Annotated in this window: 18 protein-coding genes and 1 tRNA gene; 15 read left to right on the plus strand and 4 right to left on the minus strand. The window is 42.8% G+C overall.

The window, feature by feature from the left end:
• Positions 1–61: 61 nt before the first annotated feature.
• The gene (msrA, locus tag ACVBIO_RS00840) at positions 62–541 is read right to left on the minus strand and encodes a peptide-methionine (S)-S-oxide reductase MsrA (protein WP_447159202.1); all 480 of its coding nucleotides are present in this window, start codon (positions 539–541) and stop codon (positions 62–64) included.
• A 282-nt stretch (positions 542–823) separates the two neighbouring features.
• Between msrA and astE the strand changes: the two genes are divergently transcribed.
• The 6 genes from astE to ACVBIO_RS00870 all read left to right on the plus strand — a co-directional run bounded on the left by astE (position 824) and on the right by ACVBIO_RS00870 (position 7,368).
• The gene (gene astE / locus ACVBIO_RS00845; protein ID WP_447159203.1) at positions 824–1,861 is read left to right on the plus strand and encodes a succinylglutamate desuccinylase; all 1,038 of its coding nucleotides are present in this window, start codon (positions 824–826) and stop codon (positions 1,859–1,861) included.
• A gap of 183 nt (positions 1,862–2,044) precedes the next feature.
• Positions 2,045–3,223: a thiamine pyrophosphate-dependent dehydrogenase E1 component subunit alpha gene (locus ACVBIO_RS00850; RefSeq protein ID WP_447159204.1), complete on the plus strand. Its 1,179-nt coding sequence runs from the start codon at positions 2,045–2,047 to the stop codon at positions 3,221–3,223.
• A 3-nt stretch (positions 3,224–3,226) separates the two neighbouring features.
• Entirely contained in the window at positions 3,227–4,204 is a 978-nt protein-coding gene (locus tag ACVBIO_RS00855; protein WP_447171776.1) for an alpha-ketoacid dehydrogenase subunit beta, read from the plus strand.
• Positions 4,205–4,213: 9 nt separating this feature from the next.
• A complete protein-coding gene (locus ACVBIO_RS00860; protein WP_447171777.1) occupies positions 4,214–5,851 on the plus strand; it encodes a dihydrolipoyllysine-residue acetyltransferase in 1,638 nt (545 codons plus the stop codon).
• Positions 5,852–5,980: 129 nt separating this feature from the next.
• Positions 5,981–7,048, plus strand: a complete 1,068-nt coding sequence (nadA, locus tag ACVBIO_RS00865) for a quinolinate synthase NadA (protein ID WP_447159207.1) — start codon at positions 5,981–5,983, stop codon at positions 7,046–7,048.
• A gap of 230 nt (positions 7,049–7,278) precedes the next feature.
• Positions 7,279–7,368 (plus strand) — tRNA-Ser (locus ACVBIO_RS00870).
• A 165-nt stretch (positions 7,369–7,533) separates the two neighbouring features.
• Here the strand turns inward: ACVBIO_RS00870 and ACVBIO_RS00875 are convergent.
• Together ACVBIO_RS00875 and cls are read right to left on the minus strand one after the other, a co-directional pair.
• Complete coding sequence (locus ACVBIO_RS00875; protein ID WP_447159208.1) at positions 7,534–8,172, minus strand: sulfotransferase; 639 nt, start codon at positions 8,170–8,172, stop codon at positions 7,534–7,536.
• Between the two features lie 156 nt (positions 8,173–8,328).
• The gene (gene cls, locus ACVBIO_RS00880) at positions 8,329–9,786 is read right to left on the minus strand and encodes a cardiolipin synthase (RefSeq protein WP_447171813.1); all 1,458 of its coding nucleotides are present in this window, start codon (positions 9,784–9,786) and stop codon (positions 8,329–8,331) included.
• Positions 9,787–9,955: 169 nt separating this feature from the next.
• Here cls and ACVBIO_RS00885 point away from each other — a divergent pair, with 169 nt between their 5' ends.
• The 4 genes from ACVBIO_RS00885 (at position 9,956) to ACVBIO_RS00900 (ending at position 15,684) form a co-directional block, all read left to right on the plus strand.
• A complete protein-coding gene (locus tag ACVBIO_RS00885) occupies positions 9,956–10,837 on the plus strand; it encodes an endonuclease/exonuclease/phosphatase family protein (protein ID WP_447171778.1) in 882 nt (293 codons plus the stop codon).
• 35 nt (positions 10,838–10,872) lie between these two features.
• Positions 10,873–12,828: a RecQ family ATP-dependent DNA helicase gene (locus ACVBIO_RS00890; RefSeq protein WP_447171779.1), complete on the plus strand. Its 1,956-nt coding sequence runs from the start codon at positions 10,873–10,875 to the stop codon at positions 12,826–12,828.
• Positions 12,829–13,017: 189 nt separating this feature from the next.
• Entirely contained in the window at positions 13,018–14,790 is a 1,773-nt protein-coding gene (locus ACVBIO_RS00895) for a DUF885 domain-containing protein (protein WP_447171780.1), read from the plus strand.
• A gap of 219 nt (positions 14,791–15,009) precedes the next feature.
• Complete coding sequence (locus ACVBIO_RS00900; protein WP_447162771.1) at positions 15,010–15,684, plus strand: response regulator transcription factor; 675 nt, start codon at positions 15,010–15,012, stop codon at positions 15,682–15,684.
• Positions 15,685–15,759: 75 nt separating this feature from the next.
• Here ACVBIO_RS00900 and ald read toward each other — a convergent pair whose 3' ends face one another.
• On the minus strand, positions 15,760–16,875 hold the full coding sequence (gene ald / locus ACVBIO_RS00905; RefSeq protein ID WP_447159213.1) for an alanine dehydrogenase: 1,116 nt from the start codon (positions 16,873–16,875) through the stop codon (positions 15,760–15,762).
• Between the two features lie 180 nt (positions 16,876–17,055).
• Here ald and lrp point away from each other — a divergent pair, with 180 nt between their 5' ends.
• From lrp to crcB, 5 genes are all read left to right on the plus strand, one after another.
• A complete protein-coding gene (lrp, locus tag ACVBIO_RS00910) occupies positions 17,056–17,559 on the plus strand; it encodes a leucine-responsive transcriptional regulator Lrp (RefSeq protein WP_447159214.1) in 504 nt (167 codons plus the stop codon).
• A 189-nt stretch (positions 17,560–17,748) separates the two neighbouring features.
• Complete coding sequence (locus ACVBIO_RS00915; protein WP_447171781.1) at positions 17,749–20,352, plus strand: DNA translocase FtsK 4TM domain-containing protein; 2,604 nt, start codon at positions 17,749–17,751, stop codon at positions 20,350–20,352.
• A gap of 69 nt (positions 20,353–20,421) precedes the next feature.
• The gene (gene lolA / locus ACVBIO_RS00920; RefSeq protein WP_447159216.1) at positions 20,422–21,048 is read left to right on the plus strand and encodes an outer membrane lipoprotein chaperone LolA; all 627 of its coding nucleotides are present in this window, start codon (positions 20,422–20,424) and stop codon (positions 21,046–21,048) included.
• Between the two features lie 9 nt (positions 21,049–21,057).
• Positions 21,058–22,389: a replication-associated recombination protein A gene (locus ACVBIO_RS00925; protein WP_447159217.1), complete on the plus strand. Its 1,332-nt coding sequence runs from the start codon at positions 21,058–21,060 to the stop codon at positions 22,387–22,389.
• On the plus strand, positions 22,382–22,756 hold the full coding sequence (crcB, locus tag ACVBIO_RS00930) for a fluoride efflux transporter CrcB (protein WP_447159218.1): 375 nt from the start codon (positions 22,382–22,384) through the stop codon (positions 22,754–22,756). Before ACVBIO_RS00925 ends, crcB begins: the two co-directional genes overlap by 8 nt.
• The last annotated feature ends 7 nt before the right edge of the window (positions 22,757–22,763 follow it).

Here is a 22,763-nt window from a genome sequence, read left to right on the forward strand (position 1 = left end):
ATAAGCATTAGTGAGCATGTTGGGGTTAGCGCCTTTGCTTCATTTGGCGTTGGGGCGATGACTAGTAGCTGATGTGGCAGCTCGGTAATTCGTTCTTAGCGAGGTAATTCTGATGGTACTCTTCGGCGTGATGAAACTGCTGGCAAGGGACGATTTCAGTTACCACGTGTCTCGCACCCCATTTTTGGCTTTTAATCAAAGCCAGTTTTGAGATCTCAGCCAGTTGTTTCTGCTGCTTATCGTGGAAAAAAACAGTACTTCGATACTGCGTTCCTATGTCTCCACCCTGTTGATTAAGGCTAGTTGGGTTATGGTTTTGCCAGAAAACATTGAGCAAATCATCAAACGACACAATGGCAGGATCGTATTTAACTTGTACGACTTCTGCATGACCGGTTGTGCCGGTTTTTACTTGCTGGTAGCGAGTGTATTGATCCTTACCGCCCATATAACCGCAAGTACAATCAATGACACCTTCGACTTCTCTAAAGAAATATTCAACTCCCCAAAAACAACCTGCGCCGAATGTTGCCAATGCCATAGTTTACCCCTTAGTGCTGCTCTTGAATGTTGATGACTTTGCCTAGTAGCCGTTTGGATGGCTAGATGTCTTTATCTTGTTTTATTTTTTTGGCTTATGCAAGCAGAAATTAGACTCGTTGATTATTAGTTATACTATCTCGATAAAATCTGTACCCGAATAGAGGGGCAAATATGCTATTATCCTTGGCAGAATCAGTTCAGAATGCCGTAGAAACAAATGCTTGTTGCTTAATGATTTCTCGGAATATAAAGCTGACGTACCACAAATAAGGAGTAGTTTGTGTTTCACGAATTGAAACAGTCTAAGGACTTTTTAGCGCTTACCCTGGCACATCCACAATATTTACCAGAAACGTTCGAGTTTGAGCTTGATAATCAGATCCGAGTAGAAGTGTGGGACACGGGTGTTATCATGTTTGAGCCGATTAATGCTAAGCACACCAAAGATATTGTCTTATCTTGTGCGGTTCACGGCAACGAAACAGCTCCGATAGAACTGTGTAATGATCTCATGACACAACTACTGGGTGAGAACATCGCGCTAAAACAGCGAATACTATTTCTTATTGGTAATCCACCGGCTATCCATAACGGCACGCGCTTTATCGATGAAAATCTCAATCGATTATTTAATGGCGCGTACTCTCGTGGTGAGGGCTTGTGTAATCCTGAGCGGGTAAGAGCGCAAAAACTTGAGCATTATATCGATAAGTTTTTTGCCTCTCAATCAGGCGAACGCCACAGAATACATTATGACCTCCATACTGCAATTCGCCCCTCTAAACATGAAAAGTTTGCTATTTACCCTTATCGCGCCAACCGTAAATACAGTAAGCAACAGATCATGTTTCTCGAATCTTGCGGTGTAAATACTATTTTATTACACCACGAACCAACGACAACGTTCAGTTATTTCTCCTCTGAAAATTATCATGCCGACGCATTTACCATTGAACTGGGTAAGGTGTTTCCTATGGGGCAAAATGATATGACGCGCTTTATTGCGATGAAAGAGATGCTAACACTATTAATGACGGGCAAAGATCTACAGTTACCCGACTTTGATATGAAACGCTTAAATCTGTATCAAGTTTGCCGTTCGGTAAATAAACATTTTGATGATTTTGAATTTAGCTTCGCTAACGATGTTGAAAACTTTACTGCTTTTCCAAGAGGATACACCTTAGCGAAAGAGGGCGGCAAAGAAGTCAAAATCGAACAAGAGTTTGAATCGATTGTTTTTCCAAATGCAAAAGTACCTGTAGGGCAGCGGACGGTTTTGTGTTTAAAGCCTGCCGATGAAAGTCAATTGGACTAAATTCAAACTGAATAACTGCGCATGTAAACCAATATATACATGCACAGACATGCTTAGTTGTGGTTTCAATGATGGGAAGTGTTGAGAGTTAGTTTACGTTAACGTAATGTTCTTCCCGCGTATTAGAATAGCAAGGCGCCGTATTTAGTCGTTTAGCGGCACCAACAATAACAAGAGCACATTATGAGCAACGCAACAACGAATGCAGAAACAGTCCATCGCGTGAGCTTTCTTGATAAAGACTCACTGTCGATCCCGATTTTAAAAGTGTTACAAGCAGATGGTACCGCCTATGAAGGCGCCGTATTGCCTGTAATAGACGAAAAGCTAGCCAAACAGATCCATGATACTTGCGTATTTACCCGAGTATTAGACGAGCGTATGTTGGGCGCACAACGTCAAGGTAGAATTAGCTTCTATATGACTTGTACTGGTGAAGAGGCTTCTATTATTGGTAGCACAGCCGCCCTCGATGATGGCGACGTTATCTTAGCGCAATATCGTGAACATGCAGCGCTGCGTTACCGAGGTTTTACGACTGAACAATTTATGAACCAAATGTTCAGTAATGAGAAAGACTTTGGTAAAGGCCGTCAAATGCCAATCCATTACGGCAGCCAAGCACTTAACTATCAAACGATTTCTTCGCCGCTAGCAACTCAAATCCCCCAGGCAACAGGTGTGGCTTATAGCCTTAAAAGACAAGGTAAGCGTAATATTGCTATCTGTTACTTTGGTGAAGGTGCGGCTTCTGAAGGTGATTTCCATGCGGGCCTCAACATGGCTGCAGTGTTAAATTCTCCGGTTATTTTCTTTTGCCGTAACAATGGTTACGCAATTTCTACACCTACAGAAGAGCAGTTCAAAGGTAACGGTATCGCCAGTCGTGGCGTGGGTTACGGCATGCATACTATCCGTGTTGATGGTAACGATATGTTGGCCGTACTTGCGGCAACGCAACAAGCTCGTGCCTATGCATTAGAGCATAACGCGCCAGTACTTATTGAAGCTATGACCTATCGCTTGGGAGCACACTCTTCTTCAGATGATCCATCGGGTTACCGCTCTAAAGATGAAGAAGCAAAGTGGCAACAACACGATCCAGTAAAACGCTTCAAACTTTGGATGATCAATAAAGGCTGGATGAATGAGCAAGAAGATGCCGATCTGTATGTGAAATACCGTGAAGAGGTATTATCTGAACTCAAAGTGGCAGAAAAAATACCCACGCCTCATCTCGATAGCATCATCGAAGATGTTTACGATACGCCAACTCCTTTACTTAAAAAACAGTTAGCACAGCTGAAAGAACACGTTAAAAAATATCCAGAATCCTATCCAAAAAGCGCAGGGAGAGTATAAGCCGTGGCTCAAATGAATATGTTGCAAGCCATTAACCAAGCGCTGAGCTCGGAAATGGAAACAGATGAAACAATGACAGTGTTTGGCGAAGATGTCGGTCACTTTGGAGGGGTCTTTAGAGCAACCTCTGGCCTACAAGAAAAGTTTGGACGCGACCGTTGTTTTAATACGCCGTTAACCGAACAAGGCATAGCAGGCTTTGCCAATGGTTTAGCATCAAATGGCATGACGGCTGTCGCTGAGATCCAATTTGCCGATTATATTTTTCCTGCAATTGATCAAATCGTTAATGAAAGTGCCAAATTTAGATACCGCAGTGGTAACGAGTTTGATGTGGGCGGGCTGACCTTTAGAACTCCATATGGTGGCGGAATTGCAGGCGGTCACTATCACTCGCAATCACCAGAAGCTTATTTTACTCAAACACCAGGGCTTAAAGTGGTTGTGCCGCGTAATCCAGAGCAAGCGAAGGGCTTATTAATCGCCTCTATTCGTGATAAAAACCCGGTGATATTCTTCGAGCCTAAACGCTTATATCGCGCCTCAGTTGGTGATGTACCCGAAGGTGACTACGTTATCGAACTCGGTAAAGCGGAAGTCGTGAAAGTGGGGACTGATATCACGCTTCTAGGCTGGGGAGCTCAGATGGAGATCCTTGAAAAATCGGCTGAAATGGCGGCTAAAAAAGGTATTTCTTGTGAAATAATCGATTTAAGAACCTTGTCTCCTTGGGATGTCGATACTGTCGCGGCATCAGTAAAAAAGACTGGTCGCTTACTGATTAACCACGAAGCACCATTAACGGGTGGGTTCGCAGGTGAAATCGCAGCAACAATTCAAGAAGAGTGTTTCTTGTACCTTGAGTCGCCAATTGCCCGTGTTTGTGGTCTAGATACACCGTATCCTTTGATCCATGAAAAAGAATATATGCCAGATGCGTTAAAGACGTTTGAAGCAATCAAAGCTTCGGTTAAATTTTAGGAGCCCGCCATGATTAAAGATTTTATCCTTCCGGATATCGGCGAAGGCGTTGTTGAATGTGAGCTGGTTGAATGGTTGGTAGCAGAGGGTGATAGTGTTGTTGAAGATCAACCTATTGCCGATGTGATGACCGATAAAGCATTAGTGCAAATTCCTGCGCCCAATGCCGGTGTTATTACTAAGCTTCATTACGCCAAAGGTGAAATCGCTTTGGTGCACGCACCGCTTTATTCTGTCGATGTAACAGAAGAGCTGCAAGTGACGCCAAGCGCTGCTTCAGGGGAGAGCTCGATAAGTGACACAAACTTTGTCGAAACTGCCTCCGTACAAACAAGTCCTTCCGTAGCGATCACTGCAGGTGTGACTATTGAAGAGTTTTTACTGCCCGATATCGGTGAAGGTATTGTTGAGTGTGAACTTGTCGAATGGCTCGTTAACGAAGGTGATATGGTCGTTGAAGATCAGCCTATTGCCGATGTGATGACCGATAAAGCCTTAGTGCAAATACCCGCCATAAAAAAAGGTAAAATTAGTAAATTACATTACCGTAAAGGCCAGCTGGCACGTGTGCATGAGCCGCTATTTGCCATTGAAGTTGTATCAGATGCAAACAGTGTAAATGTCACTGATGCAAGCAAGACTAGCACCGTCGATACACTTGCTAATGCATCAGTAACAACAAATGAAATAGTGCCACAAGGCAAAGCGCTAGCAAGCCCTGCGGTGCGACGTTTGGCTCGCAGTCTAGATATTGATATCTCAACGGTGAGTGGCTCTGGTAAAAATGGCCGGGTGTATAAGGAAGATATTGAGCGTCACCACCTTGGCGGCGCGGCAATGCAGTCAGGTATCACTGACGCAGTCAGCACGGCTAAGGCAACGGCGCAAACTGTGGCAGTTGCTCAACACGCACAGGTTGAAAACTTGCAGGTTAAAAACCACGCCGATAGAGTTGAGCCGATAAAAGGTGTACGCGCCGTGATGGCGAAAATGATGATGGACTCTGTATCAACGATCCCACATTTTACCTATTGCGAAGAGTTTGATTTAACCGATTTAGTTGCACTACGTGAAAGCATGAAGAAAAAGTATTCATCAGACGAGCTCAAGCTCACCATGATGCCTTTCTTTATGAAGTCTATGTCACTGGCACTGGCTCAATTTCCAGATATGAACAGCCGAGTTAATGCTGACTGCACTGAGCAGACTTATCTTGCAAGCCATAACATAGGCATGGCAGTTGATTCTAAAGTGGGTCTACTTGTGCCTAATGTAAAAGATGTACAAGATAAAACGATTCTTGAAATCGCTACTGAGATCACGCGTTTAACTCATGCTGCACGAAGTGGCAGGGTATCTCCAGCGGATCTTAAAGGTGGCAGTATTTCAATTTCAAACATCGGTGCATTGGGTGGTACGGTGGCAACACCAATCATTAATAAGCCTGAAGTAGCGATAGTCGCCTTAGGTAAACTGCAAATGCTACCGCGCTTTAATGAGAAAGGCGAAGTCGAAGCGCGTAAGATCATGCAGGTGAGTTGGTCTGGCGATCACCGGGTAATTGATGGTGGTACCATTGCTCGTTTTTGTAACTTGTGGAAACACTATTTAGAACAGCCACAAGAAATGTTGCTAGCTATGCGATAGCTATCAACAACGTGATAAAATGGCGCTAGTGATAGCGCCTTTTTTATCTCTATTAGCCCTGTAGTAGTTTTAAATTTGTTAACTATTCCGTATAATTCCGCTAATCTGTTATTGCCCATTGGTTTTACTATGAGCGCATTCGCCCCAATTATCGAAAATATTGACTATCCTTTTCCACCCAAGCCTGCTCCTTTATCCGATCGTGAGAAAGCTGAATCAACAGCCAGAATTAAGCAGCTTTTAAAAGAAAAAGATGCGGTTTTGGTTGCGCACTATTATACCGACCCAGAAATTCAAGCTTTAGCGGAAGAGACCGGCGGTTGTGTTTCTGACTCATTAGAGATGGCCCGTTTTGGCCGTGATCATCCCGCTAAAACATTAATTGTTGCTGGCGTTAAGTTTATGGGTGAAACCTCTAAGATCCTAAGTCCAGACAAAACGGTGTTAATGCCAACACTGGAAGCCACTTGCTCGCTCGATCTTGGTTGCCCAATTGAGACCTTTAGCGAGTTTTGTGATGCTCACCCAGATCATACTGTAGTGGTTTATGCTAATACCTCCGCAGCAGTAAAAGCTCGTGCAGACTGGGTTGTGACATCGAGCATTGCACTTGAAATTGTTGAGCATCTCGATAGCGAAGGTAAGAAGATTATCTGGGGCCCAGATCGCCACTTAGGTAGTTATATTGCAAAACAAACCGGTGCTGAAATGTTGATGTGGCAGGGCGAGTGCATTGTCCACGATGAGTTTCAAGCCAAAGCATTGCGTGAACTGAAGAAGTTACATCCCAATGCCGCTGTTTTAGTGCATCCAGAATCTCCCGCTAGCGTAGTAGAACTCGCTGATGCAGTTGGCTCAACTAGTCAGTTGATTAAAGCAGCCCAAACCATGGATAACGATATGTTTATCGTGGCTACCGATAAAGGGATCTTCTATAAGATGCAGCAGGCAGCCCCTAACAAGGAGCTAATTGCTGCACCGACAGGTGGAAATGGCGCGACTTGTAAGAGCTGTGCACATTGCCCTTGGATGGCGATGAATGGCCTCAAAGCAATTGAAAGTGCGTTAGAGAATAAAGACGCGAGTGCGCATGAGATCTTTGTCGACGATGAATTGCGCCTCGATGCACTCAAACCACTGGATAGAATGCTGGATTTTGCGGCTTCTTTAAATATGAAAGTTAAAGGTAATGCTTAAACTTTAGCAATTGATTTTAAATAAAATAGCCTACAAAGCAGGCTATTTTATTTTTATTCGTCGAGTAAATCTTTTAATTGACCATCAATTGTGCAAACGAAGAGTAATAGCGCTATTTGGCTTGACGCAATAAGGCCTTTTCAGTAAAGTAGCGCTCCGTTGCTAAGCAATTATTGTAAAAGATTTTTGGTAGCAATCGTGGTGCTTAAACACGTAAAAGATAATGCATCGGTGAGCTGGCTGAGTGGCTGAAGGCGCACGCCTGGAAAGTGTGTTTAGGTTAATCCCTAACGAGAGTTCGAATCTCTCGCTCACCGCCATATTAGAAAAGCCCGTTATCGCAAGATAACGGGCTTTTTGCTGTCTGTTACTTAGCTGTCTATCTATATACCTACCGGTAACTCTTTGTGCTACGAATTATCTGTTACTTTCACTCTGTTACTAATAGTTTGATAACAGGGCTTTTAATCAGTTTAGTTAAGGGCTTATCGTTTAGCTGCATAATCAAAAAACTTTCTATTTTCGATCCCCGCACTATTTGAATTCACTTTATTCGGATGCTTATGCTCCGCCCAGCAAGCCACTTTTTTTCCGATATTTAAGTGGGGGAACTTTGGCGTGCCTTCGAATCCGATACCGAGAAAACTCAGCATGCGGGTTAAGCTATCTTGATGGCTAACATTAATACGAATGAAATCATCACGGCCATCGAAATAATGAATGACTTGTTGTTGATGACGTAAGTAACAGGCTTTTAGATGCTCTGCATCATCAGGTTCTTTTGCAATAGCAAGATCGAACGTATTGTTAAAGGTCCGTTTAAGGATCGGGTTAAACGTACCCGTTTTCAGATCCAGCTGTGCCTTCATTTTATTGATAAGCATCTGCATAGAGGGAACCCATTGCGACAAATCACGCTCAAGGTAAACAAATTTGGAGTTGGGAAAGAGCCCATCCAGTTGTTGATAATCACAAAAACAGGGAGAGTCTGAAATGATGTCGGCTAAATGAAATGCCTGTTTAGTATATGCGGTATGGGCGACTTTAAAACCATAATCGAGCATAGCAACACTGATACTTGTAGTGCCAGTTCGCGGAAGGCCAATAATAAAAACTTTATTCATAATGTTGCCAAATATCGCATTCAAGCGATAACTACTATCAGGCCTAGCTTTCTAGGCTAGACCTCGGGGTAATGAGCAAGGGCTCTGAGTAAGAGTACTGGCTAAAGTTCTGTTCAAAAGTTCTGTTCAAAAGTTCAGCGAAAACTACCCAGATGGTTAGAGTAACGGACTAAAAAGATAAAATATTCGCTCAGCGGTGCGGCTAGCAATAGAGCGCTTTGCCCATTCCTGAGGTGAAATCTTCTTTGAATCTTTAAGGTAATCCTGTTGAACCTGTTCAAGCTTTTGAGTGAAAACAAGGTTATCGACAGCGAGTGTCACCTCGAAGTTAAGCCATAAACTGCGCATATCCCAGTTAACTGTGCCGATTAAGCAATGATTACTGTCGATAACAACTGACTTGGTATGCAGTAAGCCACCTTTAAATCTATGTATGTTGACCCCAGCCTCTAAGAGCTCGCTGAAAAATGCGCGACTTGCCCATTCAACCATCAATGAGTCATTTTTATCTGGGACAATAATATCAACTTGAACATTACGCTGTGCGGCAATAATCAATGCCATGTGTAAGTTATCGCTGGGAACGAAGTAGGGCGTTGTTATAACAATACTTTTTTGAGCCTGATATATACTTTGGAGTAGCACACGGTGGATCACTTCTTCGCGCATGCCAGGCCCTGAAGGAATAACTTGCACTAAATCGGTAATTTCACTGTCTTCATGAGACAAGCACTTGGGTTGCTCTGGAAGAAAACGTTCGTTGGTTTCAACTTCCCAGTCCCAGGCGTGAATACTATTGAGTACGGGGACAGACGTGCCAGTGATCCTAACCATGACATCAATCCATTGTCCGACGCCCGCGTCTTGATTAAAAAACTTAGGGTCGACCAAATTCATTGAGCCTGTATAGGCAATTTGATTATCTACGACAACAATTTTTCGATGTAATCTGAGATCTAAGCGTCTAAAGAACATACGAAAAGGTGATACCTCTAGCGCGCTAACGACTTCAACACCCTTTTGTTTCATGAGTTTTGGCCATTGGCTTTTGAAGAAGTGTCGACTTCCCGCCGCATCGAGTAGTAAGCGTACTTTCACGCCTCGCGCCGCACTTTGTATGAGCGCCTGGGCAACATCATCGGCTCTGCCGCCGGGGTGCCAGATGTAAAACTCTAATAATATTGTTTCAGTCGCTTGGTTTATGTCTTCAATAAGATTATCTAAAATCTCATAGGTTTCGCTGCACAGGGTTAAATTATTATCGGCCAATGCAGGGATCCCGACTTGCTTTTCACAAATGGCACTGATTGATTGACCATATAGGCTGGCAACATGAGGGCGATACTTTCGGTACTCATAGAGCTTTTTAAACCACTCTCCATAAGGTTTGAACATCAGCTCTGCTCGAAGCGCTCTTTTTTTGCCTAAATTGAGCTCACCAAAAAGTAAGTAAGCAAAAGCACCGCCTAACGGGACAATATAGATAATCATTAACCAAGCGAGTGATACGCCAATCGTTCGCCGTTTGGCAACGACACGAATACTAATACCAGCAATTATCAACCAGTACACAAAGACGCCTGCTATGGTTAGTAGCTGATAAAACTCATACATATTGTGTTTGATAAATTTATCCTTAGTCACTCAAAGCCAAGTGCGGGCGAGCGTTGGAGGGTGCTTGAGCGAATAATCCCTGTCTAGAATGATTATGTGATTAAGCGTAATAAGCTATTATAATGAAAAGATTACTTTAAATCTAAAAACAGAGCTGAATAAGTCAATTATGGCGAAAATTATCCGTAAACTCATTTTATTAGCACTTATCGCAGCTGTAGCCGTGGTTATTTATGTCTACGACGCATCGGTTATTCCCTCTGACGATATTCTCGTTAGTAACGATAATCCTGCAGGTGTGCAGGCCCAGTGTATGACAAAACCAACCAAAGCGTCGCTCGATAGGTTCGGCAAGCTCGATATCACTACTTGGAATCTTTATAAGCAAAACAGCGACGGTTGGGATGATACCTTAAAGCAACTCGTAGAACGTTCTGATCTGTTGTTACTTCAAGAGGCGCAGTTAACCAAAGAGCTCAAGAGCTTTGTGGAGTCACAAAAGCTTTCTATGATTCTGGCGCAGGCATTTAGTTTTGATGGCGAACCCGTTGGAGTGATGAATTTGACGAGAGAACCCGCAATGAGTAGTTGCGTGTTTAGGAAGGCTGAACCTTATATCAATTTCCCAAAATCAATGTTGGTGTCGTATTACTTACTGTCAGATCAAAGCCAACTGTTAGTGATCAATATCCATAGTATTAACTTCACCATCGGTCTAGAAGAGTACCTATCTCAGTTACGGGTAGTGGAAGAAGCGATGCAAGATCATCATGGACCTGTCATTTTTGCTGGTGACATGAATACCTGGAGCGATACTCGATTGGATACGGTTAAACAATTGGCAAAGCGCACAGGTTTAACTGAAGTTATTCCTGAGGTTGACTCTAGAACAACCATTCTTGGTCACCAGCTTGATCATATATTTTATCGAGGACTAGAGTTAGTAAAAGCTGAATCAATCATCACCTCAAGTTCTGATCATAACCCGGTTAAAGCCTATTTTAGACTAGTGAAAAAACGCCCCGTTAAAGGCATCGCAACAACTAAATAATCATCACATTTACAAAAAATCATACAGGATTTTATATGGATAACGCACTGGCGTTACTTAATCGCTATTTCGGTTTTAGCGAGTTCAGATTGGGGCAGGGCGATGTTATTAACAACGTGTTGAGCGGAAAAAGCGCGGCGGCGATTTTCCCTACGGGCTCGGGTAAATCCTTATGCTATCAATTGCCAGCACTTGCATTACCTCACCTTACTTTAGTGGTTTCACCGTTACTTGCGCTGATGGATGATCAATTACAGTTTCTTAATCGCAAAGGGATCCCCGCGGCATCAATCGATTCAACACAAACAAATGAACAGTCCAGTGCCGTGATCCAAGGTGTGACTGACGGGCAGATTAAAATTTTAATGATCTCGGTTGAGCGTCTAAACAATGAGCGTTTTAGACGTTTTATTTCATCGGTTCCCATCTCGTTGTTAGTGATCGACGAGGCGCACTGTATTTCTGAGTGGGGCCATAACTTTAGACCTGATTATCTCAAACTGCCAGCGTATCAAAGACAACTTAATATCCCTCAAGTCCTGTTGTTAACAGCCACTGCAACTCCGAAAGTTATCGAGGATATGGGCAGTAAGTTTGGCATAGAGCCGCAATGTATTACCCTAACGGGTTTTTATCGCGCTAACCTTAATTTATATGCGGTAGGAATAAGCGCACAGGATAAAATACGTTACTTAAGTGATTGGTTGGTTCAAAAACAGGATCAGAATCAAAGTGGCATTGTCTACGTCACCCTACAGCAAACAGCTGAGACTGTAGCTAAAGCGTTAGTTAATAGAGGTTTTTCAGCTGTTGCTTATCATGCAGGAATGGATAGCGATAAACGTAAAACCATACAAAATCAGTTTATGGCGGGTGAGGTACCCATTATTGTCGCAACGATCGCGTTTGGCATGGGGATTGATAAAAGTGATATCCGTTTTGTGGCGCATTACGACCTACCCAAATCGATTGAAAATTATGCCCAGGAGATTGGTCGAGCTGGACGAGACGGCTTAAGCTCTGACTGCCTAGTGCTGGCTAATCGTGACAATCTTAACGTGCTAGAAAACTTTGTGTATGGTGATACGCCAGAGCCTAGTGCCATTGAATTTGTCCTAGATGAAATCCGTCAAGCGTCAACCGTAAGCACGCAGTGGGAGCTGATGCTTAACCAACTATCAACGGCCTCAAACATCCGTGCATTAAGCTTAAAAACCTTACTGGTGTACCTTGAAATGCTGCGGGTGATTAAGCCTAAGTACAGTTATTTTGCCGATTATCGTTTTAAAGTTTTATGTCCTATCGATGAGCTCTTGTCAAAGTTTGATCCGCAGCGTCAAGTGTTTATCAATGCTGTTATCGACAGTTCTGATAAAGCCAAACTTTGGTACAGCGCCAACTTCAGTGCACTGGAGCAAACACTCCCAAATAGCCGAGATCGTGCCATTAAAGCACTCGATTACCTACATCAAAAGCAACTTATAGAATTACAAAGTAAGCAATTAACTCAGGTTTATGACATCTATAGCGCTAATATCAACGATTCGCTCGCGGCGCGTTTATTCGACCGATTTAGCACTAAAGAGCAGAGTGAAATAAGCCGAATTAATCAGTTAGTCGACTTTTTCGACAGCGAAGTTTGTTTAAGTTTACAGCTGGCACAATATTTCGCCGATCCTCACTTAACAGCCCCTTGTGGTCACTGTAGTGTATGCCTAGGTAATCTTGCGCGCTTACCTGCACCGCAACCCCTTAAGCCTTTAACCGACTTCTATTTTAATGATATTTGCCGTGAAGCAATTGAAAAGTTGGCTAAACACCTATCTCCAGTATTATTAAGCAGGTTTTTATGTGGTTTGACGACGCCGATATTTACCAAGATAAAGCTACGGCAGGCTAAAGGTTTTGCTCAGTTTGAGCATTACCGTTTTGCAGAAGTATTGGCCTGGGTTGAAGCCAACCTAGAAGCAGGTCGAATGCAATCAGAATAAAGATGTGAACCCTTAGCGAGAATGTAACGCTAAAAGACAATTTTTAGTGCCGAGCTTTGACAGCCTTTGTTGTGTAACAAAGGTTGTCAAACTGATTTTAGTTACTGAAAATATGCACAGAACATGATTTACTGGAGCGGATTTTAAAGTGGCAGTAGACCACGCTCTAACAAATTAAGGGACCACACCATGAAAAAAGCCGCACTGCCTTTGGCCATTGCGTTATCTCTTGTGGGCTTAACAGCCTGTCAAAGTCAGCCTACAACTGAGCAAGTGGCGGTTGAGATCACCGATCAAAACTTAGCATTTGCCCAGTTCAGTCAAAATTTTATTGATGCGTTATGGATAGAGTCTCCAACTTGGGCACTTTATAGTGGTTTTCATAAATATGATGGTGTGTTAAAGGTTCCTAATGCTGAAACCCGTGCAGCGAGTTTAGCGTTTATTCAAACACAACAAGCAGCGTTAGCTAAGTTTGACCCTAAACTCATGTCACCAGCGACACTGACCGATTACCGTCTTATCGAAAACTTACTTGCCGAAATGAAGTGGAACATTGACACCTTCAAGTCATGGCAATGGAACCCTGCCAGTTATAACGTCTCTGGTGGATTTGCCCAGATTATTAATGAAGACTTTGCCCCGCTTAGTGAGCGTTTGCGTTCAGTGTTAGCAAGAATGGAAAATGTGCCAGCTTATTACGCTGCAGCAAGAGAAAACATTCAAAACCCAACGATTGAACACACGCAACTCGCGATAATGCAAAACCAAGGCGCATTCTCTGTTTTTTCTAATGATCTACTGAATCAAGTTTTAGCGTCGAGTTTATCCAACGCTGAAAAGGCGTTATTTGCTAATCGTTTTAATAAAGTGACCATGGCAATTAATGAACACATTGATTGGTTAACTGCATTAGAGGCTAAACTTGAGGTCGAGGGCGCGAAAAGCTTCCGTATTGGTGAGAAACTGTACGAACAAAAGTTTACCTACGATATACAAGCGGGTATGTCAGGTAAGGCGCTTTATGAAAAAGCTGTCAAAGACAAAAATCGAGTTCAGGCCGAAATGGCCAAAATCACCAAGAAAATTTGGAGTAAATACTTCGATACTCCCATGCCAAAAGATGACAAAGTTGCAATTAAACAACTGATTAATAATCTTTCTGCCAAGCATGTTAAACGCGAAGATTTTGTTGATGAAGTTCGAGCGCAGATCCCAGAGCTGATTGATTTTGTTAACGAGAAGAACCTAGTCACCCTAGATCCAAATAAGCCCTTGGTGGTTCGTGAGACCCCCGCATACATGCGTGGATATGCCGGCGCTTCAATTAGTGCCCCTGGCCCCTATGAAAAGTCAGGTAACACCTATTATAACGTGACACCACTTGATGGAATGAGTGATCCCTCTGCTGAAAGTTACCTCAGAGAGTACAATCATTGGATACTACAGGTACTTAATATCCATGAGGCCATTCCTGGACATTACACTCAATTGGTTTATTCAAATGAATCGCCGAGCCTAATTAAAAGTTTATTTGGCAACGGTGCGATGGTAGAAGGCTGGGCTGTGTATACCGAACGTATGATGCTTGAAGAGGGCTATGGCAATTTTGAGCCTGAAATGTGGCTGATGTACTACAAATGGAACTTACGAGTCATCGCGAATACTATCCTAGATTACAGTATTCAAGTTAACGGCATGACTGAAGAGCAAGCTTTAGATCTTATGATTAACGAGGCATTTCAGCAGCAAGCTGAAGCTGAAGGGAAATGGCGCCGTGCAACACTGAGTCAGGTACAGTTAACCAGTTACTATTCGGGTTACCGTGAGATATACGATTTAAGAGAAGAGTATAAAACGCTTAAAGGTGATGACTTTGACTTAAAGGCATTCCACGAAGAATTTTTAAGTTACGGCAGCGCACCGGTAAAATATATTCGTGAGCTTATGCTGAATAAATAAGTTGTTTACGGTCAATACGTCAACATTAAACCTGCTTACATAGACAAAGTGCAGAGCCGCCAGTAAAAACTTGCGGCTCAGCTTCTTTCAATACCAGATCCTTATCAGAAAAATCGCGATAAATCCCGTTAAATCAATCCAAGTTAATCAAAGGTGCTGGTAAATTCTTACCTTTCAATGTAATCTTAATGAAAATTATTCGTATTAAGATTGTTTGAGATGAAACACCTTCTATTGGTAGATGATGATATTGTATTCCTAAAAGCTTTATTACCTGTTTTGGAACAAGAAGGCTTTATTGTCACCGTTGTAAATAGCGGCGCCGATGCACTGGATAAACTAAAGTCCATTAGGCCGGATTTGATATTGTTAGATATCAATTTGCTAGAGTTAAGCGGCTTTGAGTTGCTAACACTGCGACTCGATAAAACACCAGCTATCGTTATCTCAACTTTAGATACAGAAGAGGACAGAATTAAAATATATGAGTTAGGTGCCGATGACTTTCTGAGTAAGCCATTTAGTCACCGTGAGCTAGTGGTGCGGATTAACGCATTGATGCGCCGAATAGACTGCATTAAAAATAATGCTGATTGTCAGCTTAAATTCTCTGAAGATATTAGCTTTGATGATAACCAGTTTATGATTTCAACCTCTGAGCAATCAGTATCGTTCACTCAAACAGAGTTTAAACTGTTTAAGTATTTATTTGAAAGGAAAGGTTTGGTCGTAACAAAGCAGGAATTGCAGCTTAGGGTCTTACAAAAAGAGCTAGGGCAGTTTGATCGTAACCTTGATATGCATATCAGTAATACACGCCGTAAACTGTCAGAAAATCAACTCCCGAAGACATTGATCAATACAGTGAGAGGTAAAGGGTATAGCTTTGCGTAGCCAAGTTGATAGGTTTTATATGTTCATAAAAAAGGGAGCGATTTGCTCCCTTTTTTAATGACTGGTTCTGAGGTGTTACTTAAGTAGAATCATTGGATCAACAAATTCTAAATTAAGCGCTTCAGCAACTTCAGCACAAGTGATCTTACCGTGCATAACATTAAGACCGTTCAGTAAGTGCTTATCTTGTAGAAGTGCTTCTCTGTAACCGAGTTGAGCCAGCTTAATGATGTATGGCAGTGTTGCGTTGTTCAATGCAAATGTCGAGGTGCGAGCGACAGCACCTGGCATGTTAGCAACGCAGTAATGAACAACATCATCAACGATGTAAGTAGGATCTTGGTGAGTCGTCGCATGGGATGTTTCAATACAACCGCCCTGGTCAATTGCAACATCTACGATTGCAGAGCCAGGCTTCATGCGTTTGATATGTTCTTTAGTCACAAGTTTCGGAGCCGCAGCGCCTGGAACAAGAACACCACCAATCACAAGATCAGCTTCAAGTACATGTTTCTCAATTGCATCAGCAGTTGAGTAAATTGCTTTAACTTTATTGTCAAATTGAGCGTTAAGGCGACGAAGAGCATCAATGCTTCTATCTAAAATAACAACGTCGGCACCTAAACCCACAGCCATTTGCGCTGCGTTTGTACCCACCATGCCGCCGCCAATAATCACAACTTTAGCAGGCTCAACACCTGGCACGCCACCGAGTAACATACCGCGTCCACCCATAGATTTCTCTAGAGCCATGGCACCGGCTTGAATAGACATACGGCCTGCAACTTCAGACATAGGGGCAAGCAGTGGAAGGGTACCGCGATCATCAGTGACTGTTTCATATGCAATACAAACAGAACCGCTTTTCACTAGGTCTTCTGTTTGTGGAAGGTCTGGCGCTAAATGAAGGTAGGTGAATAGCAACTGGTCTTCACGTAACATTGCGCGTTCAACAGCTTGAGGCTCTTTTACTTTAACAATCATCTCTGATTGAGCAAACACCTCTGCAGCAGTGTCCAGTATTTTTGCACCGACTTCGATATAATCTTGATCTGTAAAACCAATGCCTGAGCCAGCATTTGTTTCAATAAAAACCTTATGACCACGTGACGTCAATTCACGAACACTTGATGGAACCATGCCAACACGATATTCGTGGTTTTTGATTTCTTTTGGAACACCTATAATCATCTTCGAGCCTCAAATTCGCATAAAAACCCATTTTCTATGGGTGTAATTGTTATTTTGTATTGCCTGAACGTGAATGTTTCAGGGAAATCTAGTATAGTATTCATTCCGCAGTTTATGCTGCTGAAGTTTTTTTAAAAGCAGATAATAATATCGTCTTTGACGTCAACCAGGGTTATATATATGGTTAATAATAAAAAGAGTCCTATAAAAGACTTAGATCGCATCGATAGAAATATACTTAATGAATTACAGATTGATGGCCGAATTTCTAATGTCGAGTTATCTAAGCGCGTAGGGTTAAGCCCAACACCTTGCCTAGAGAGGGTGAAACGACTTGAAAAGCAAGGGTATATAAAGGGTTACACAGCATTAGTGAACCCTCATTATTTAGGTGCCTCTTTGTTAGTGTTTGTAGAGATCACTCTAAACCGTGATACTGCAGAAGTATTTGATAAGTTTAATAAAGCGGTTCAGTTACTCGATGATATCCAAGAGTGTCACTTAGTCTCTGGAGACTTTGACTACCTATTGAAGACCCGAGTTTCTGATATGTCTGCATATCGTCGCTTATTGGGTGAAACACTTCTTAAATTACCAGCAGTTTCAGACACTCGTACTTATGTCGTGATGGAAGAAGTTAAGCAAACTAATCGTGTTGCTATCAATACTGTTTCAGACTCATAAATAATATACTAAATACAAAAAGGGGCCTAAAAGGCTCCTTTTTTTATACAAAATCCAAATTGATACAAATTGACGCAAACTGTTTGGGTGCATATTTATTCAATATTACTAGAAAGTCGCAAACGCTGCATAAAGTCTTAAATTCTGGTATGTTATCCCTAATTAACGTTTTTTAGTGTAGGTTTTCCATTGTCTAAGGGAAATAGTGTTAAAACGCTCTCAGGCGTACAACGGCTATTAGAAGGTAGTCTCATTGTTTGTTGCATGTTGGCAACTTACGTTCTTATCGCTTTGAGCAGTTTCCATTCTTCCGATCCAGGGTGGAGTCAATCAAATTTCAGTGGCGAAATTAATAACCTAACGGGCGCTGTAGGCGCGTGGTTAGCGGATGTTTTATTTTATTTCTTTGGTTACTGCGCATACATCATTCCTATCATTATCGCGTTAACGGGTTGGTTACTGTTTAAACGAACTCATAAGCTGTTAGAGATTGACTATTTTTCTGTTGGTCTACGTTTAATTGGCTTCTTGTTAATTGTATTTAGTCTTGCTGCGCTAGCGAGTATGAATGCAAACGGACTATATGGTTTTTCAGCCGGCGGCGTAGCGGGTGATGTTATTGGTCAAGCAATGCTGCCTTACTTTAATAAGTTGGGGACGACGCTATTACTACTGTGTTTTGTCGGTGCCGGTTTTACACTACTAACCGGTATTAGCTGGTTAACCGTGATAGAGCTAACAGGCTATGCCACGATTTGGCTATTTAAAAATCTGCGCGATCTACCTAATAAATTTAAGCCTGAATTGGGTGATACCGAAGATACACGCGGTTTTATGTCTGTGGTTGAACGCTTTAAAGAGCGACGTAATAGACAAACAGATGATGACTCGCATGAATACGAAGACGTCGATGAAGACGGCATTGAGCATGATGAATTTGATTCACAGCAAAAAGCCCAAAACAGTAACAGTAACAGTAACAGTAAGATTGTCGGACGAGAGTTAACACCTCAACCAAGAGTAAAGCCTAAAGTTATTGAACCTCAATTCAATACACCTAAGGCCAATGAACCTCAATTAACCGAGGCTGATAGCCACCATGCTACTTTAGCTGATGAACCAAGGATTTCAGCCCCATGGGTGAATGAAAGCTGTGATGAAATTGAATCAATCGATTTCAATAATAACGCCTCGTCGGGTGCAGTTAAGCGTATTGAGGATGACAAGGCTAAGATTGTTGATGGGATAGTTGTATTACCCGGTCAAGCCATTGAGCAAGAGCGCCAGCCTATGGCGCCGTTACCTAGTATCTCTTTATTGGATGTCCCAAATCGTAAGACCAATCCAATTAGTCAAGAAGAGCTAGAGCAAATTGGTAAGCTAGTTGAGGTTAAACTCGCCGACTTCAATATTACTGCAAACGTAGTAGGTGTTTATCCTGGCCCGGTTGTAACTCGTTTTGAGCTTGAACTCGCTCCTGGGATTAAAGCCTCTAAAATCACCAATTTATCGAAAGATCTGGCGCGTTCATTGTTAGCTGAAAATGTACGAGTAGTTGAGGTGATCCCAGGTAAAGCCTATGTGGGGCTAGAGTTGCCGAATAAGTTCCGTGAAACGGTATTTATGCGTGATGTGCTCGACTGTGAAGATTTCAGAGACGACCCTTCACATCTAAGCATGGTGCTCGGTGCTGATATCGGTGGTAAGCCAGTTGTTGTTGATTTAGGCAAAATGCCGCATCTGCTTGTTGCAGGTACTACCGGTTCAGGTAAGTCAGTGGGTGTAAACGTAATGATCACTAGTCTGTTGTATAAATCAGGCCCTGATGATGTGCGTTTCATCATGATTGATCCTAAGATGCTTGAGCTATCTGTTTATGAAGGGATCCCGCACTTACTGTGTGAAGTGGTTACCGATATGAAAGAAGCAGCTAACGCGCTACGTTGGTGTGTCGGAGAGATGGAGCGTCGCTATAAATTGATGTCAGCACTTGGCGTGCGAAATCTAAAAGGCTATAACGCTAAGATTAAACAGGCTAAAGAGTCAGGGCAGCCTGTACATGATCCACTGTGGAAGTCGTCTGACAGCATGGAGCCAGAAGCGCCAGAGTTAGATAAACTGCCCTCTATCGTAGTGGTCGTCGATGAATTTGCCGACATGATGATGATTGTAGGTAAAAAAGTAGAAGAGTTGATTGCACGTATCGCTCAAAAAGCCCGTGCTGCAGGGATCCATTTAATCCTTGCTACTCAAAGACCTTCTGTTGATGTGATCACCGGTTTGATTAAAGCTAACATTCCAACACGTATGGCGTTTCAAGTTTCATCTCGCATCGATTCGAGAACGATTCTAGATCAACAGGGCGCGGAAACCTTGCTTGGTATGGGGGATATGTTGTACTTGCCACCAGGTACTAGCGTTCCTATCCGCGTTCACGGTGCATTTATTGACGATCATGAGGTTCATAAAGTGGTCGCCGATTGGCATGCTCGAGGTAAACCGCAATATATCGAAGATATTTTGCAAGGTTCTGCAGAAGGTGAGCAAGTGTTATTACCTGGCGAAGCCAGTGATTCAGAAGAGGAGATGGATGCCTTATACGACGATGCGGTTGCGTTTGTGACACAAACTCGTCGTGGTTCAATATCAAGTGTGCAGCGTAAGTTTAAAATTGGTTATAACCGTGCAGCGCGTATTATCGAACAGATGGAACTTCAAGGTGTTGTCAGTGCCCAAGGTCATAACGGTAATCGAGAAGTATTAGCGCCGCCACCGCCAAAAGATTACGTGTAAATAAGTGCCATGCCCCACAAAATATATTCAGTGTTAAGCCTAAAATATAGGCTTAACTCGGAGAACAAAATGAAAAAGATTTTTGCTATTGCAGCGCTAAGCCTGCCTTTGTTGAGCCACTTTCCAGCTTTTGCTGGAGCGTCTGATGAACTAAAAGTTAAGTTGACTGAGGTCAATAGCTTAAAAGCTAACTTCACTCAGACTGTTACCGACATCAACGATAAAGTGATTCAAAGGGGCGAGGGGGTATTTGCTTTGTCTCACCCCAATCAATTTTATTGGCATTTAACCGCACCTGACGAGTCTTTAATTGTTGCAGACGGTACTGACGTTTGGATTTATAACCCATTTGCAGAAGAAGTTTCTGTTATGGACCTAAATCAGGCTATCAATGCATCTCCCATAGCCTTGTTAGTGCACTCTGACGATGCCACCTGGTCACAATACAATGTTATTCAACACCAAAACTGTTTTGATATCAGCCCTAAAGATAAAGACAGCGGTGTATCTGAAGTGCAAGTTTGCTTTAACGATAAGCAGTTAACTAAAATGGTACTCAAGGATCAACAGGGCAATATCAGTGACTTTACACTGACCAATCAAAGTGTCATTGCCGGTAAAGACCAAGCACTGTTTGAGTTCATCGTACCTGACGATGTAGATATCGACGATCAACGTCTTAAATCGACTAATTAAGAGAAGTTCGTGTCCAGTTTCAGTTTTGATTTTGCACCAGACTTTAGACCGTTAGCCGCAAGAATGCGGCCTGAACGGCTAGAGCAATATATTGGCCAGTCACATCTGTTAGGTGAGGGCAAGCCTCTGCGCCAGGCGCTTGAAGCGGGTCGGGCGCATTCGATGATGTTCTGGGGACCACCAGGCACAGGTAAAACAACCCTGGCCGAGTTAGTCGCACATTATGCCAATGCACATGTAGAACGCATTTCTGCGGTTAGCTCGGGGGTTAAAGAGATCCGTAGTGCCATTGAGCATGCCAAGAGCGTAGCGCAGTCGCGAGGGCAACGTACCTTACTGTTTGTTGATGAGGTACATCGCTTCAATAAGAGCCAGCAAGACGCCTTCTTACCCTTCATTGAAGATGGTACGGTGATATTTGTTGGTGCCACGACTGAAAACCCATCCTTTGAGATCAATAATGCATTGTTATCTAGGGCGCGGGTATACCTTATTAAGCAGTTAGCGCCCGATGAGATAGGCCAAATTGTTCAGCAAGCGCTTGAGGATGAAGAAAGAGGGCTTGGAAAACGTCATTTACTCATGCCTCCAGATGTTTCGTTAAAGTTGGCTCAAATCTGTGATGGTGACGCGCGGAAAGCGTTAAACCTGATTGAGCTAATGAGCGATATGCTTAAAGATGGCGAAGCATTTACCGAAGAGATGATCATCGCAGTTGCAGGTCAACAGCTTGCTGGATTCGATAAAAATGGTGATCAATATTACGATCTGATTTCAGCGGTTCATAAATCAATTCGTGGCTCGGCTCCTGATGCGGCGCTATATTGGTTTTGTCGGATGTTAGAAGGCGGCTGCGATCCTCTTTATATTGCACGTCGCCTGTTAGCGATTGCATCTGAAGATATTGGTAATGCTGATCCTATGGCGATGACAGTCGCCATTAACGCGTGGGAGTGTTTTCATCGGGTTGGGCCATCTGAAGGTGAGCGAGCAATCGCACAAGCTGTATTATATCTTGCTAGTGCACCTAAAAGTAATGCGGTCTATACTGCTTTTGCAGCTGCACGTCAGTTAGCGCGTGAAACGGGTCATGAGCCGGTACCTGAACATTTACGTAATGCACCGACACAACTGATGAAAGATATTGGATACGGCGAGGGCTATCGTTATGCTCACGATGAACCAAATGCGTACGCCAGTGGCGAGAAATACCTTCCGGCCTCGATAGTTGAACATCGTTTTTATTATCCTACCGAGCGTGGATTTGAAAAGCGGATTAAAGATAAGCTATCTCAATTACAGCAGTTAGATGAACAGAGTGAGGTGAAAAGATATGAATAATGTACTTTTTATCGCCTTGGGTGGATCAATTGGCGCTGTTTTACGCTATCTTATCTCATTATTGATGCTTCAGGTATTTGGTAGTGGATTTCCTTTTGGTACACTGGTCGTTAATATTTTAGGTTCGTTTTTAATGGGTGTTGTTTTTGCACTCGGAGAAGTTAGCGAACTTAGCCCAGAGATAAAAGCGTTCATTGGGGTCGGCCTGTTAGGAGCCCTAACCACGTTTTCCACTTTTTCCAATGAGTCTTTGCTTTTGATGCAAGAAGGTTTATTGGTTAAAGCCATATTGAATGTTGTTGTTAACGTATGCGTTTGTATTTTCGTCGTATATCTAGGACAGCAATTGGTGTTTTCTCGTTTTTAACTATTAA

It is taken from the genome of Shewanella sp. 0m-8, assembly GCF_052977265.1.

Coding starts and splice junctions, on each gene's coding strand:
- crcB (WP_447159218.1), top strand. CDS start 22,382: ATGAATAATGTACTTTTTATCGCCTTGGGTGGATCAATTGGCGCTGTT.
- ACVBIO_RS00890 (WP_447171779.1), top strand. CDS start 10,873: ATGGATAACGCACTGGCGTTACTTAATCGCTATTTCGGTTTTAGCGAG.
- lolA (WP_447159216.1), top strand. CDS start 20,422: ATGAAAAAGATTTTTGCTATTGCAGCGCTAAGCCTGCCTTTGTTGAGC.
- ACVBIO_RS00885 (WP_447171778.1), top strand. CDS start 9,956: ATGGCGAAAATTATCCGTAAACTCATTTTATTAGCACTTATCGCAGCT.
- nadA (WP_447159207.1), top strand. CDS start 5,981: ATGAGCGCATTCGCCCCAATTATCGAAAATATTGACTATCCTTTTCCA.
- lrp (WP_447159214.1), top strand. CDS start 17,056: ATGGTTAATAATAAAAAGAGTCCTATAAAAGACTTAGATCGCATCGAT.
- ACVBIO_RS00850 (WP_447159204.1), top strand. CDS start 2,045: ATGAGCAACGCAACAACGAATGCAGAAACAGTCCATCGCGTGAGCTTT.
- msrA (WP_447159202.1), bottom strand. CDS start 541: ATGGCATTGGCAACATTCGGCGCAGGTTGTTTTTGGGGAGTTGAATAT.
- ACVBIO_RS00860 (WP_447171777.1), top strand. CDS start 4,214: ATGATTAAAGATTTTATCCTTCCGGATATCGGCGAAGGCGTTGTTGAA.
- ald (WP_447159213.1), bottom strand. CDS start 16,875: ATGATTATAGGTGTTCCAAAAGAAATCAAAAACCACGAATATCGTGTT.
- cls (WP_447171813.1), bottom strand. CDS start 9,786: ATGTATGAGTTTTATCAGCTACTAACCATAGCAGGCGTCTTTGTGTAC.
- ACVBIO_RS00875 (WP_447159208.1), bottom strand. CDS start 8,172: ATGAATAAAGTTTTTATTATTGGCCTTCCGCGAACTGGCACTACAAGT.
- ACVBIO_RS00895 (WP_447171780.1), top strand. CDS start 13,018: ATGAAAAAAGCCGCACTGCCTTTGGCCATTGCGTTATCTCTTGTGGGC.
- ACVBIO_RS00900 (WP_447162771.1), top strand. CDS start 15,010: ATGAAACACCTTCTATTGGTAGATGATGATATTGTATTCCTAAAAGCT.